Annotated in this window: 12 protein-coding genes; 1 reads left to right on the top strand and 11 read right to left on the bottom strand. The window is 61.7% G+C overall.

Annotated elements, in window-relative coordinates:
- Positions 1-113 precede the first annotated feature (113 nt).
- From PW792_12600 to PW792_12575, 6 genes are all read right to left on the bottom strand, one after another.
- On the bottom strand, positions 114-1,103 hold the full coding sequence (locus tag PW792_12600) for a GNAT family N-acetyltransferase (GenBank protein ID MDE1162771.1): 990 nt from the start codon (positions 1,101-1,103) through the stop codon (positions 114-116).
- 36 nt (positions 1,104-1,139) lie between these two features.
- Positions 1,140-2,936 (bottom strand): glycosyltransferase family 39 protein, encoded by a 1,797-nt coding sequence (locus PW792_12595; protein MDE1162770.1) that lies wholly within the window; start codon positions 2,934-2,936, stop codon positions 1,140-1,142.
- A gap of 213 nt (positions 2,937-3,149) precedes the next feature.
- The gene (locus PW792_12590) at positions 3,150-4,151 is read right to left on the bottom strand and encodes a bifunctional oligoribonuclease/PAP phosphatase NrnA (protein ID MDE1162769.1); all 1,002 of its coding nucleotides are present in this window, start codon (positions 4,149-4,151) and stop codon (positions 3,150-3,152) included.
- The gene (rbfA, locus tag PW792_12585) at positions 4,151-4,579 is read right to left on the bottom strand and encodes a 30S ribosome-binding factor RbfA (protein ID MDE1162768.1); all 429 of its coding nucleotides are present in this window, start codon (positions 4,577-4,579) and stop codon (positions 4,151-4,153) included. Before rbfA ends, PW792_12590 begins: the two co-directional genes overlap by 1 nt.
- Before the next feature lie 101 nt (positions 4,580-4,680).
- Positions 4,681-4,989 (bottom strand): DUF503 domain-containing protein, encoded by a 309-nt coding sequence (locus tag PW792_12580; protein ID MDE1162767.1) that lies wholly within the window; start codon positions 4,987-4,989, stop codon positions 4,681-4,683.
- A gap of 16 nt (positions 4,990-5,005) precedes the next feature.
- Positions 5,006-6,220, bottom strand: a complete 1,215-nt coding sequence (locus tag PW792_12575; GenBank protein ID MDE1162766.1) for an NAD(P)-binding domain-containing protein — start codon at positions 6,218-6,220, stop codon at positions 5,006-5,008.
- A 121-nt stretch (positions 6,221-6,341) separates the two neighbouring features.
- Between PW792_12575 and PW792_12570 the strand changes: the two genes are divergently transcribed.
- A complete protein-coding gene (locus PW792_12570; GenBank protein MDE1162765.1) occupies positions 6,342-7,520 on the top strand; it encodes an ATP-grasp domain-containing protein in 1,179 nt (392 codons plus the stop codon).
- Here the strand turns inward: PW792_12570 and PW792_12565 are convergent, their stop codons facing one another.
- Genes PW792_12565 through PW792_12545 form a run of 5 tightly spaced genes read right to left on the bottom strand, consistent with a single transcriptional unit; the run spans position 7,521 to position 12,413 of the window.
- A complete protein-coding gene (locus tag PW792_12565) occupies positions 7,521-8,516 on the bottom strand; it encodes an NAD(P)-dependent glycerol-3-phosphate dehydrogenase (GenBank protein MDE1162764.1) in 996 nt (331 codons plus the stop codon).
- Positions 8,517-8,556: 40 nt separating this feature from the next.
- Positions 8,557-9,171 carry a glycerol-3-phosphate 1-O-acyltransferase PlsY gene (gene plsY, locus PW792_12560; GenBank protein MDE1162763.1) on the bottom strand — a complete coding sequence of 205 codons (615 nt, stop codon included), beginning with the start codon at positions 9,169-9,171 and terminating at the stop codon, positions 8,557-8,559.
- 56 nt (positions 9,172-9,227) lie between these two features.
- Positions 9,228-10,481: a competence/damage-inducible protein A gene (locus PW792_12555; GenBank protein MDE1162762.1), complete on the bottom strand. Its 1,254-nt coding sequence runs from the start codon at positions 10,479-10,481 to the stop codon at positions 9,228-9,230.
- A gap of 40 nt (positions 10,482-10,521) precedes the next feature.
- Positions 10,522-11,337 carry a hypothetical protein gene (locus tag PW792_12550; protein ID MDE1162761.1) on the bottom strand — a complete coding sequence of 272 codons (816 nt, stop codon included), beginning with the start codon at positions 11,335-11,337 and terminating at the stop codon, positions 10,522-10,524.
- The gene (locus tag PW792_12545) at positions 11,334-12,413 is read right to left on the bottom strand and encodes a gluconolaconase (GenBank protein MDE1162760.1); all 1,080 of its coding nucleotides are present in this window, start codon (positions 12,411-12,413) and stop codon (positions 11,334-11,336) included. The genes PW792_12550 and PW792_12545 overlap by 4 nt, the downstream gene beginning before the upstream one ends.
- Positions 12,414-12,448: the final 35 nt, after the last annotated feature.

The following is a 12,448-nucleotide window of genomic DNA, read 5'->3' as shown; positions in this document are numbered from 1 at the left end:
TGACAGAGCAGGCGAGACATTAGACCAGGAGACATTAGACCGTAGAAAAGAACCGCTCCATGAGGTTTTTCTCTACGGTCTAATGTCTTCTTTTTGTCTAATGTCTCGCCTGCCTAATGTCTCTGCTCCGCGTTCCACGTCTGCGCTTCGAATCTCTCGACCATTCCAAAGCCAAGCTTTTCATACAGCTTGCGCGCCTTTACGTTGCTTTCAGTAACGGTCAGTGAGGCGTGGGTGAGGCCGCGCTCACGGAGGTTCTGCGCGCAGTGGGTCAGCAGCAGATGGCCGAGTCCGAAGCCGCGCAGCGAGGGCGTGACGCAAAGTTGCGTGATGTGGGCGGTGTCAAAGCGTATCCGCGAACACAGCAGGATCGCCTGCGGCGTGCCCGTGTGGCGGTCGTGCAGCACCAGCGAGTTTTCCGCGTCGAAGTTTCCGCAGCCGGGGAAGCGGATGATGTTGTGCAGAAAACGCTCTGCGCCAGAGACGCTCTGGTACTGGTCGTTGATCTGCGAGTCTTCGTGCCCGATGTAGGCGCGGTGGATCAACTCGGCAGCCTGCTTCTGGAACTCCGGCTTCCAGGAGTCGAGTCGCAGCGCAGAGGAGAGCTTCAGCGGTGGCGCAGGCTTCAGCAACTCCGGCGCGTTGAGCTCTGCGAGCAGGAAGAGGCGAGGGAACGACCGGAAGCCGCGCGCAGGGAACTGCTGCGGGAACGAACCTGCCGGGAACATCAGCAGTTGGGACTCGATGCGGTCGATTCCCGGCGTGTTCTGCAGCATCTCCAGCATGTGTTCGAGCAGCGTCTCGCAGACGGGGTTGTTCCGTGCCTCGCTCTCGCCGAAGGCGTAGATGTCGCCGATCACGGCCTTGCTGCCTTCGTAGACGCAGAAGCAGTAGCCGAGCAGTTGCTTGTTATCTTTGCGGAGCGCCACTAAGCCGGGTAGCACGCGGCCGTCCAGATACTCGAGCAGCAGGTTGATGGCCTGCACGTAATCCCAGCGCAGGCGTCGTTGCCAGCGTGCGGCTTCATCGCGCAGCAGCGGGGCAAGCTGCGGGCCGGAGAAACTGCGAACGTCCAGGATTTCGAGTTGAGAAGCTTCAGGCATGCGTCTTAGCAGTATCTACGGGCGACGCATCGCAGGCTAGTTGGCCGCATAGACACGGTACACAGCCAGCCCCCGCGTCTCGAAGACGAAGAGCGGCTGATACACGCGGTCCGGCAGCAACTGGGGCAGGTTCACGACTTCGCGCAGTGGCAGCACAAGAACGTGCGACTCCGTCGGGATACCGTTCTGCGAGTAGCTGATGATGGGCTGATTACGGTAGAACGCCAGGCCGTAGAAGATGTCGCGATGTACGCCGAAGGGCATCATCGCAGGATCTTTGTGCTCAACGTCGGTGGCGCCGCTTACGTCCGGGATCGCAACGAGGGTTTCGTTGGGTGCGGCCGCGGCGATCTGCTGCGCCAGCGGGCGGGCAGAGTAGTTCAGGTCGAGCAGGCGGCCGTTTACAAACAGCAGGAAGAAGAGCAGCAGTGCCAGCGGGATCAGCGTGACGGTGCGCAGGCGGGCCACACCGTAGCGCTTGGTCACGATCACGATCAGCGAGTACGCGCAGAGGGCTCCGGCGAGCGCCGTGACCAGGTAGCGGGGCTGCGGCACGATGCGCTGGTAGATCATGTACTGCGGGCAGAGCAGGATGACGAACGTCAGGATGCTCGTGAACGCAGCGTGCATGTGCAGCAGCCAGTCCGGGATGCCAATACGCCGGATGCGGAAGAGGTAATCGCCCGTAAGAATCGCCAGCGGCGGGATGGCCGGCAGCACGTAACCCGGAAGCTTGGAGCCGGAGAACGAGAAGAAGACGATGGGGAAGAGCGCCCAGAGGACCAGGAACTCGGGGAAGGCATCGCCTGCGCGGACGTGGCCGACGTAGCGCTTCGGGTTGTTGCGCACCTTCCACTCGGTGATCGAGTTCGAGAAGCTGTCGGCGAGAGCGCGGAACGAGAGCGCGGTCCAGGGCATCAGGCCGAGGATCAGCACGACCAGATAGTAGTAGAACGGCTGGTGATGCTGGTACAGGTTCGACGTGTAGCGTTCCAGATTGTGCTGCAGGAAGAACTCACGGAAGAAGCTGGGGTTGCGTCGTTGGACCGCGATGTACCAGGGCAGCACCATCGCCAGATACAGCAGGATGCCGGGGATCCAGATGGTGCGGCGCAGCGCCGACCACTCACGCCGCAGGCCGAGGAAGAGGCAGATGATGCACAGCGCCATGAACGGTGCGACCGGGCCCTTCGCCAGCGTGGCAAACGCGCTGAAGAAGTAAAGATCGAAGAGCCAGAATTTTCGCCCGGTTTCGTACCATGCGTACCAACCGAGCATTCCTATACAGAACGGTGCAGCTAACTGCATGTCCGTAGACGCGCCCCTCGCAAAAGCCACAATGGCGACGGCGGAGGCCATGATGAGCGCGGCGTCGAGGTGGCCTCCGGGTCGGAATCGTCGGAGATGCAGGAAGGCGAGGATGAGCAGACCGGCTGCGACAGAGGTCGACGGCAAGCGGGCCGACCAGTCGGAGACACCAAACTCCTTGAAGAAGCCCATCGCGCGCCAGTAGTAGAGCGCAGGCTTCTCCAGCCACGGCTTGCCGTAGAGGATCGGTGTAATCGTTCCGCCAACGAGGCAGACGTAGCTGGCGTGGAGCTTGCTGGGGCGCAGCGAGTTCGGAATGACCCGCGCGTGCACCTCATGGCAGTCTTCGGAGTGCGCCTCGAGCATCTCGCGCGCGATCTGGGCGTAGCGAGGCTCATCGGCTCCGACCAGCCCAAGCTGATCTCCACCGATGTAGGGGACAAGGCCAAAGCAGAGGAAGTAACCCGCTACCAGCAGCAGGATCAGGAACTCAGAGAAAGTGCGGCCGGGCGAGGTACGCAGCATCCGGCGAAGGTACGCCGGCTTCAATCGCGAAAAGACTGCGCGTAGCAGCGGTCGTCGTCCACCAGGCGCATCGCTGTGGGCATCGCTTGCGGTTTGGGTGTAAAAACTCAAAATTTGTTCTGGCAATCGGCCCCGTGCCGCAGCGGAAAACTCCGCTGGTGCGTGCGGTGGCTGTTGGGCATTTCCGAAGAAAGCCGACCCTAGGCTATCAGATCAGGGAAATGTGGATGCCGAACGAGTTAGCCAACCGTCGCAACGCAGGCCTGCTCCAAGGCTCCGACCACGCGGCTGACGGCCAGATCCAGGGGGCCCTGCCACCGTTCCGCCGGAGGCGTTGCGGTGTCCGCCGCCGGAGAAGCGGGAGGCCACTTCGGCCACATCGACGTTGCTCTTACTGCGCAGACTGAGGCGGAAATCGCCGCCTTCGGGCTGTTCGCGGAGGAAGACCGCAGCGCAGACGTCGGCCATACCAATCAGGTAATTCACGATGCCTTCGCAGTCCTCAAGCGAGGCCCCGGCGTCGTTCATGTCCTGCTGGGTGACCCAGCTCCAGGCAACGGTGTTCTGAATCTTCATGCGTTCCAGCACTTTTCCCAGCAGCCGCATCTTGCTCTGCGGTGTGGAGAAGTAGATGGACTGGGTGACGCCGTGGGCGTCTGCTCCGGCTAGCAGGAGATGCTCGGCCAGCGCAAAGGTGGACGCTGTGGTGCTGGAGTAGAGGAAGCCGCCGGTATCGGTAAGCACCGCGGTGTAGAGGCAGGTTGCCATGGCAGCGGTGATCGGCTTGCCGGAGGCGACTGCGATCTCGTACACCATGGCGCCGACAGCAGGAGCTTCGGGGTCAATCCAGTTCAGGTCGGCGAAGGCACGGCCGGAAAGGTGATGGTCCACGTTGATGACAAAACGCGCAGGCAGTGCCTTGTAGCCGGTGCGGGGAACGGCATCGCACTCCAGCAGAATGGCGCAATCAACAGGCTCGGAGGGGAGTTCGCGCTGGATGCGCTTCACGCCCGGGACGCGTTCGTACGCATGGGGGATGGGGTCGGAAAAGCAGGCGTACACCGTCTTGCCCATGGAGTCGAGCAGGTGCATCAGGGCGAGGGAAGACCCGATGGCATCGCCATCCGGACGCGCATGCGAGGTTACGAGAAACGTCTCGCGTTGGTCGAGCGCGGCCAGAATGGCGGCTATGGATTGGGTGCGAATGCTATCCATCAGGAGCGCTTGCTGTCCTCTTCCTTCCCCTGGGGAAGTGCTGGTTTTGCCTGCTTGGCCACCTTGGCACGGCGCTTTTCCATCCGTCCAAACAGCTCGTCCATGCGGGCGTTGATTTTTTCGGAGCGATCGATCGCGAACGTGATTTCCGGAACGTGGCGAACACCCATGCGGTCGCGGATCTCGGTGCGAATGAAGTTTCTGGCCGTCATCATGGCGTCCAGGGTGGAGTTCTCTTCCGCTTCTCCGCCTACAACGGCGAGAAAGACGCGGCAGCTTTTGCCACCCGGCGCAAGGACAACCTCGGTGACATGGCAGGGCGCGATCCGTGGATCCGTAAGCTCACCCTCCAGCATGGCGGTGATTTCTTCGGCAAAGGTGGAGGCTACTCGGTCGCGATGGTGCTGTCGGGCTCTTTGTTCAGGCATATCTAAATCTAACGGCTTCGATTCAAAAGGGTAGCACTGGGAAGGGTGCTGGTCTGCATCACTTTGGTGCTGGTTTCTTTAGACACTTCGGTTTTGGGTGGTTACTCTGACTCGAACGGAACGTCCATTTCCAGGTAACTTTCCAGTATTTCGCAGCCCATTCCGGCAGCCAGACGGTTGGCGGCGTCTTGAACTTTGGTCATCTGCCCCGCCAGATAACGTACCGAGAAAGACACCGCTGCGATCCCGATTGTGGCTCGATTCCATGCTGTTACCTCATCCAATTCCGCGATCGACACATTAAAACCGTGACGAAGCTTGTCTTTCAGAGAGCGGACGACCTGACGACGATCCTTGAGCGAATGCGCGTGTTCGATGGCAAGTTCAAGAGTGAGCAGGGCAACGGGCATAAAGTTAGCTGGTCTTCTACGGCTGTGCCAGTGCTTTAGAAATCTGTTCTGCTGCGAAAGATGCGCCTGCCGCAAAGCGAAGCAAGGGCCCAAAGCTGGCTGCTGCTGCTGGGCCCGCAAAGAAGAGACCCGGCATGGAACTTTGGAAGCGTGAGTCAAGCTTCGGACTTCCATCTGCTTCGATGCGGATATGTGGAATGAGGTCGCCTGCTAAAAACGGCAGTTTGCGAAGTTCATGTTGAAAACCCGTACCGCAAAGGACGTGGTCAAAGGTTTTCCGGCAGATTTCTCCAGTGGCCAGGTTTTCGAGGGAAACCTGGGCGCGTCCGTCGAGGGTACGGTTGGCCTCTTGCACACGCCAGCCAAGCAACATCTCTACGCGTCCATGAAGCTGGCCGTGAAGCGCAACTCCTCCGGATGGACCAAGATGCTTCCACACCAGCAAGCGGCGGAGCGCCGCGGGCAGTGTGCGAAAGAGATGGGGGAAGCGGGACGCGAGGAACGAGCGCAGCGACGGACCTAGCGGGGAAGACGGCTTTCGTAGCCGTTGATAGAGCGTTCGTGGCTGATCGTCGGCCGGTGTGTGGACGTGCACCTTGCGTTTGCGCGTAATGAGTACGGGGCGGCCGCCCGCATTCTGCAGTAGTACCGCCGCGTTCAGGGCGCTGGCTCCACGACCCAGTACGGCAACGTCTTTGCCGAGGAAGCTCTCGAAGCGGCGGTGTTGCCGGGTATGGCTGACGAGTTCCGGCTGCAGAGGCGCCAGCTCCTTCGGAATATGCTCATTCACGCTGAGGCCTGTGGCGATGACGACAAAGCGAGCACTTAGCGTCTCCTGGCTGTCGAGCGTGAGGAGGAAGCCCTCGCTGCCCTGTGCCAGCAGCAGAACCTGCTTCTCTTCCAGTTGCGGGATAAACCGGCGCGCGAACTCTTCTCCGTAGCGAACAAAGGTGCTGAGCGCCACTGGCAGGTGCGTGGGATGGTAGGGAATCTCCTGCTCGCGGCAGAACTGCTCCAGGGTGTACTCGCGACCATGCCCGGGAAAGAGATTGGACGCAAAGCCATCAGACTTCAGCTTCATCTCCTCCGGCATCTGCGTCTTCCACGTATTCATGGGCGTGCCGAAGATGCGGCAGGGCACACCGGCAGCATTCAAATGCGCTGCCAGCGAGAGCCCATAGGGGCCTGCGCCGATAATGGCAACCGTTGTGGAAGGGCTAACGAGGTTCACGCGGCCAGAGGGATTCGATAGAGAAATTGTACGCGTGTTGAAAAGCTTTGCTGCTTTCCTTACCGCAAGCGCACTTCCACTGCGTAGACTTCTCAGTGTGCTCCCCGCTGAGAATGAACTGGTGCCTCGAGTATTGCTGGCCTCGTGCCGTGAATGGGTGTCGACGGCCAAGCTGGCGTTGAGCCTGGCTGCCCTCGGCTGTGACGTCGACCTGGTGGGGCCTGCGCGACACCCGGCGCTGGTAACCGATGCCATCAAGCAGTTCACGCCATATCGTGCACTGCAGCCGAAGCGGTCGTTGCTGACTGCGGTACGAGCTTCACCGCACGACGCGGTGATTCCCTGCGACGAGGTTGTGCTGGAGCAACTGCTGGAGCTTGCCTCGACGGATGCTGAGGTGGCAAACCTGATGTCGCGGTCCCTTGGAGACCGCATGGCGCAACGTGTTGCGGGGTCGCGCTATGCGTTGCTGGAAGAGGCTCGCGATCTGGGAATTGCCGTTCCGCAGATGATGCCGCTGCCTCGTTGTGAAACGGTTGCGGAGGCGGTGCGTACCCTGGGGCTTCCACTGGTGCTGAAGTCCGATGCCAGCTTTGGCGGACAAGGGGTGCGGATTGCTCATACGGAGTCCGAGGCCAAACGGGCATGGAAGGCATTACATGACGCTCCGGGCATGGTGCGTGCGCTGAAGCGCGGCTTCGTCGATGACGAATGGAACCATGTGCTGTCGAGTCTCCGGCGCACGCCACACACGGTGAGCGCGCAGAAGTGTCTTCCCGGAGACGGTGGCGAACGCACGGCGATGGCGGTGGCCGTGGATGGAGAGATGCGTGCCTGCCTGGTCTTCGAGGTCGTTCGTAGCTGGGCGCTGCGCGGCGCTGCGAGCGTTCTGAGGCTGGTGCATGATGCGACGATCGAACGCGAACTGGGTTGGATGATCGAGCGTCTGAAGCTGCGCGGCTTTGTCGGTGCGGACTACAAGCCCGACCCGGTGACCGGCCAGCAGATGCTCCTGGAGATGAACCTGCGGCCAACACAGCTTGTTCACCTGCCGCTGGGTGTGGGAAGCGATCTCGTCGCGGAGTTTGTTCGCGGTGTGCTGAACGCTGTGGTCGAGGATCGGCCCGTGCGTGTGAACGACAAAACCATCGCTCTGTTTCCGCAGGAGTTGATGCGCGACCCCACGTCAGCGTTTGTCCACGGCAGCGCATTCCACGATGTACCGTGGGAGGCGCCGGGGCTGGTTGCTGAGATGTTGAGACGCTCGCGGCTGAATGTTTTGCCGGAAGATCTGCAGTGATTATTCGGTGCGTCCGGGGCGCGACATCAGCTCGCGGATGGCGTCCTTGGGGCTCTTGTCCTGGTGCAGGATCAGGGCCATCTGCTCGGTGATCGGCATCTCCACGCCATAGCGTGCGGCCAGGCCAAGCGCAGCCGTGGTGGAGCGAACGCCTTCAGCCACCTTGCCGTTAAGCGATTCGAGAATCTCCGGCAGCTTGCGGCCCTTGCCCAGTTCGATGCCCACGGTGCGGTTGCGCGAAAGGCCGCCGGTGCAGGTAAGCACGAGATCGCCGATGCCGCTCAGGCCGCTGAGTGTCTCGCGACGTCCTCCGCAGGCCATGGCGAGCCGGGTAATCTCCACCATGCCGCGCGTGATGAGCGCAGCCGCAGCGTTATTGCCCAGCTCCAGACCGGTGACGACGCCTGCAGACAGTGCGATGACGTTCTTCAACGCTCCGCCGAGCTCTGTACCGATCACATCTTCATTGCGATAGACGCGCAGAGACGAGGAGGAGAAGTCATCCTGCAGACGCTTGCCGGTTACGGTGTCGTCCGTCGCGATGGTGATTGCGGTCGGCATGGCTGCGGCAACTTCCTGTGCGAAGGACGGGCCGCCGAGCGTGCCGATAGGGTTCTCGGGTGCGTACTCGGACATGATCTGCGACATGCGCAGGAAGGTTTTTTCCTCGATGCCCTTGGAGGCAGAGAGGAGAATCTGGTCCTTGGTGAGCGACGAAGCGATCTGCTCCATGACCGAGCGCAGCGCCTGCGAGGGCGTCGCGCAGAGGATGGTTGCTGCACCTTGAATGGCTTCTTCCAGCTTCGCGGTGACGCGGATGTCTGCCGGCAGGATGAAGCCGGGCAGGTATCGTGTGTTTTCTCCCGTGTCGGCGAGTTCTTCTGCGTGCGACGGCGAATGCGCCCACAGCGTCAGCTCATGGCCGCCACGGCGTGCAAGAGAGACTGCCAGCGCTGTTCCCCAGCTTCCGGCTCCGATAACGGCGATGCGACTCATGTCGTGCTGACTCCAGGCGTTGCGAATGGCTAAAGGTGGCTTAGCGGAGAAACTTGCTCTCGGTGCCCGCGCGCAGGCGAGCGATGTTCGAGGAATGCTTCCAGACGACGAGTACAGCCATCAGGATGGAGCACAGCAGGAAGAAGACGGTGCGGTGCGGCGTCAGCAGCCACGCGAAGATCGGCAGAGCAATCGCCGCAACGATAGAGCCGACGGAGACGTACTTGGAGAGCACCATGGCGACGATGAAGACGGCCACAGCCGCCAGCGCAGAGGGCCAGGAGAGCGCGAGGAAGACGCCCAGCGCCGTCGCCACGCCTTTGCCGCCGCGGAAGCCAAGCCACACCGGGAACATGTGCCCGATGACCGCCATCAGCCCCGCCAGTGCGGCCAGGTCCATCGCAGGGTTCGGCGTGCCGAGGTGAAAGGCCTTCACCACTACGTGCGTCAGCACAACGGCGAGCCAGCCCTTCAGGGCGTCCAGCAGAAGCGTGCCGATGCCAAGCACCTTGTTGGAGCGAGCGACGTTGGTCGCTCCGATGTTGCCCGAGCCCGACTGGCGAATGTCCTCATCCTGAAACGAGCGAACGAGAATGTAGCCAAACGGGATAGACCCGAGCAGGTAAGCGTAGACGATCGTGAGTATCCAGGCCATCGTGTCGGTTTGAGTGTACCAAGCACCTGTGAGGTGATCTGTGCGTTATTAGACTGTTATTGCAAACGCCTGCGAAGCATCTCCAGCGCGTGCTGGGACGCCCACAGGCGGACACGTTCGCGGTCGCCGGTAATTTGCACCTGCTTGACCTGGGTATCTTCCTCGTCGGAGAGTCCGATATAGACCAGGCCAATGGGTTTTCCGGCGTCCGGGCCGTCCATGAGACCCGGTCCGGCGATGCCGGTGATCGATAGCCCGAACGTGCTCCCGGTAGCGCGTCGAATACCCTCGGCGAGCGCCCGTGCGGCTGGTTCGGAGACCGCTCCGTACTCTTCGATCAGCTCCGCTGGCACGCCGCAAAGGCGCGTCTTCTGCTCGCTGGAGTACACGATTGCTCCACCAAAGAAGCTGCGCGAGGCGTTGACCACCGAGGTCAGGCGCTCGGAGAGCAGGCCCCCGGTGCAGCTTTCGGCGACGGACAGCGTCATGTCCTGCAGGCCAAGCATCAGGATGGCGATCTCTTCGAGCGACTCGCCGTGCGAGGAGAAGATGTCATCGCCCATCTCATGCTCGACCAGCTCCGTCACTTCGTTGACGCGGCGGTCGGCCTCTTCCTGCGTTGGCTTCGAGCAGACGAAGTGCAGTTGAATCTCCGCGTGACCGGCCAGGATCGTCGTCTCTACGTCGGTGAACTTCTGGTAAATCGGCGCTGTGCGGGCGTCCACCTGCGACTCCGGCATCAGCGCCATGCGCAGTTGGCGGCGTGCCATAAAGCGCGGCGGCAGCGTCGCCGCTAGCCGTGGCACGCACTCGGTGTCGAAGAGCGGCTTCAGTTCCTTCGGTGGTCCGGGCAGCAGGATGAGAATCTTGCGATGCCCTTCCACGGTCGTGTCGAGCCACTGGCCCGGTGCCGTGCCGTTGGCGTTCGGCAGCACGACACCGCCGTCGAGCACCTCGGTCTGACGCTCGTTGTTGGTCGGCATCGTTGTGCGTCGTTCAGCGTAGCGCCGAGTCAGCGCGACCATGAGGTCAGGGTCGCGGTGCAGCGTAACGCCCAGAGCTTCGGCGGCGCACTCGCGCGTCAGGTCGTCTTCTGTGGGACCAAGACCGCCCGAAAGAAGAACAACGTCTGCCCGGCGCAGCGCGATGCGAATCGCATAGGCCAGGTGCTGGCGGTTGTCGCCGACGATGGTCTTGAAGGCGACGGAAACGCCCAGCCCGTTAAGGCCGCGCGTGAGATAAAGCGAGTTCGTGTCCTGGCGATCCGGCGTCAGCATTTCGCTGCCGATCGCGATGATTTCCGCAAGCATATTGTCAGCTTGGATGGTACGCCCGCCGCGTGGGGATGTGTTAGCGGTTTTGGCGTTTGCCGTTCACGAAACGAAACGTGGTGGCTGTTTCAGCCGTGAGCAGGGACTCGGCCATGGCGCCGCGCGGCGGCCGCTTGATGCGGTCGAGGTCCAGTTCGTACTGCCGCATGGCGATCCCGATCAGCCCCTTCACGCGCACGGCCATTTCGGCCAACTGGTCGCGGCCTTCAAGAGCCGCAGCAATGCACTGCCGCTGCAACGCTGCCATCTCGGAGTGAGTCAGCTTCTCGCGTTCAGCATCTGCCTTCGCGATGGAGTTCGCGAGCTCTTCCGTCTGCGCTTTCAGATACGCCAGCTCGGCTACCATCGCTTCTGCGGAGTTTGCCGCGAAGGGAAGCTCGAAGCCGCGCAACATGCGCTCCAACGCTGCGCGGTCGCCACGTCGGGCCGCGTCGTTGGCTTGTGCCATCAGGCGTGTGCGGCGAACTTCATCCGCCGCATCGGAAGCAAAGTCCGGATGCAGTCGCTTGGCGACCTCGCGAAAGAGAGAGCGAATCGTCTGCGCAATCTGCACGCGTTCGGCCTCCAGCGGCTCATCGGCGATGTCGGAAAAGTCTTCCTCACTACCCGGCTTTTTATGCAACGCTTCGCGCTTGCGGTGCCACTCGTCCAGCTCTTTGTACAAGCGTCCGACCTGGCGAATGTAGCGTCCTTCAAAGCTCATCAACTGATCGCGCACTTCGCCAAGAGCTAGTTCGCTCTCTGCAAAGACTCTCTGCAACGCGCGAAGCTTGCGACGCTGTGCGGCAAGCTCCAGTTCCGCGTCTGAAGGCTCTCGATGGAGTTCGCGTTTCACAGAGAAGACTGCGTCAGCGGTCGTCCATCGACACCAAGATCGACATAGAAGAGAGTGTGCGCGGTAGCTAACGCGGCGCAGCCATCTTCCATGAAGCACATGCCGACGAGGTCGTTGCCGGAGATGAACAGCTCGGCTTGCTTGGAGTGTGTGATGCGCACAATGCCGCGCTGACCCTGTAGTGAAGCCGCAACGTAGAGGTTGCCGTCTGTATCGAGCGCCATGCCTTGCGGTCGACCCAGTCCGCGAAAAAAAACGCTCGTCGTGCCGTCCGGCTCGATTGCGTGAATGCTTTGCTGTGACGACGTTGTGGGGGCCGTCACCAGCAGAACGCCATCGGCCTGGAAGCAGAGGTGGTAGGCCGCGACAGAAGGCTCCAGCGTGGCGAAGACGAAGATCTCGCCATCAGGATGGATCTTGAAGATCGTGCCCGAGCGGTCGCCGACAAACAGGTTTCCCTGGCTATCGAAGGCCAGCCCCGTGGCTGTACCCATGCCCTCGGCGAAGATGCTGATATGGCCTTCGGGCGTGATGCGGTAGACCGTGCCTTCCGAGCGCGAACTGGCGAAGAGGTCTCCGGTCGGGCCGATAGCCAGCGCTGAAACATTCAGCAGGTCGCGCGCAAACGGACGCATTTGCATATCGCGGTCGATGCGATAGATGCTGACCGGAACCTTCTGCCCGCGTGAACCGGAAACCATTGCATAGACGTTCCCCGTGGCATCAACGCAGGGGTTCGCGATCAGGTGCAGGTTCTCGGCCATGGACACGCCAATATTGGCGAAGATCGGATTCGACGTCGCCGCATGATTGCTGACATCAGGCGAGGTGCGCAGCGTGAACTCAGACGAAATCGCGCCTTCAGGCACGCGGGCCAGCAGGCGCGTCGGGCGCACCATGTCGAGCGACGCCGCAAGCTGGCCGAAGTACGCTAGCGGCATCTGCGGCCCGTCGTTGGTGTTCAACACCAGGTGTTCGCCCAGCACCTCGAAGACGCCGCCGGGGATGGCCGCGTGGGGTGAGATGGCGGAGAGGTGCGGCATCAGTGCAGTGCGGGATGGGTGCAGAAGGCTCATCGCTTGTCTCTCAAGGCTAGTGCGGCAACGCTCTG

This window comes from Acidobacteriaceae bacterium, from assembly GCA_028283655.1.
Taxonomy (GTDB): domain Bacteria; phylum Acidobacteriota; class Terriglobia; order Terriglobales; family Acidobacteriaceae; genus Granulicella.
This window is presented reverse-complemented; position numbering and strand designations above follow the sequence as displayed.

Bases quoted from the DNA above. Each gene is read 5' to 3' on its own strand.
- PW792_12555 (MDE1162762.1), bottom strand. From the start codon at position 10,481: ATGCTTGCGGAAATCATCGCGATCGGCAGCGAAATGCTGACGCCGGAT.
- PW792_12600 (MDE1162771.1), bottom strand. From the start codon at position 1,103: ATGCCTGAAGCTTCTCAACTCGAAATCCTGGACGTTCGCAGTTTCTCC.
- PW792_12565 (MDE1162764.1), bottom strand. From the start codon at position 8,516: ATGAGTCGCATCGCCGTTATCGGAGCCGGAAGCTGGGGAACAGCGCTG.
- rbfA (MDE1162768.1), bottom strand. From the start codon at position 4,579: ATGCCTGAACAAAGAGCCCGACAGCACCATCGCGACCGAGTAGCCTCC.
- PW792_12545 (MDE1162760.1), bottom strand. From the start codon at position 12,413: ATGAGCCTTCTGCACCCATCCCGCACTGCACTGATGCCGCACCTCTCC.
- PW792_12590 (MDE1162769.1), bottom strand. From the start codon at position 4,151: ATGGATAGCATTCGCACCCAATCCATAGCCGCCATTCTGGCCGCGCTC.
- plsY (MDE1162763.1), bottom strand. From the start codon at position 9,171: ATGGCCTGGATACTCACGATCGTCTACGCTTACCTGCTCGGGTCTATC.
- PW792_12595 (MDE1162770.1), bottom strand. From the start codon at position 2,936: ATGCTGCGTACCTCGCCCGGCCGCACTTTCTCTGAGTTCCTGATCCTG.
- PW792_12580 (MDE1162767.1), bottom strand. From the start codon at position 4,989: ATGCCCGTTGCCCTGCTCACTCTTGAACTTGCCATCGAACACGCGCAT.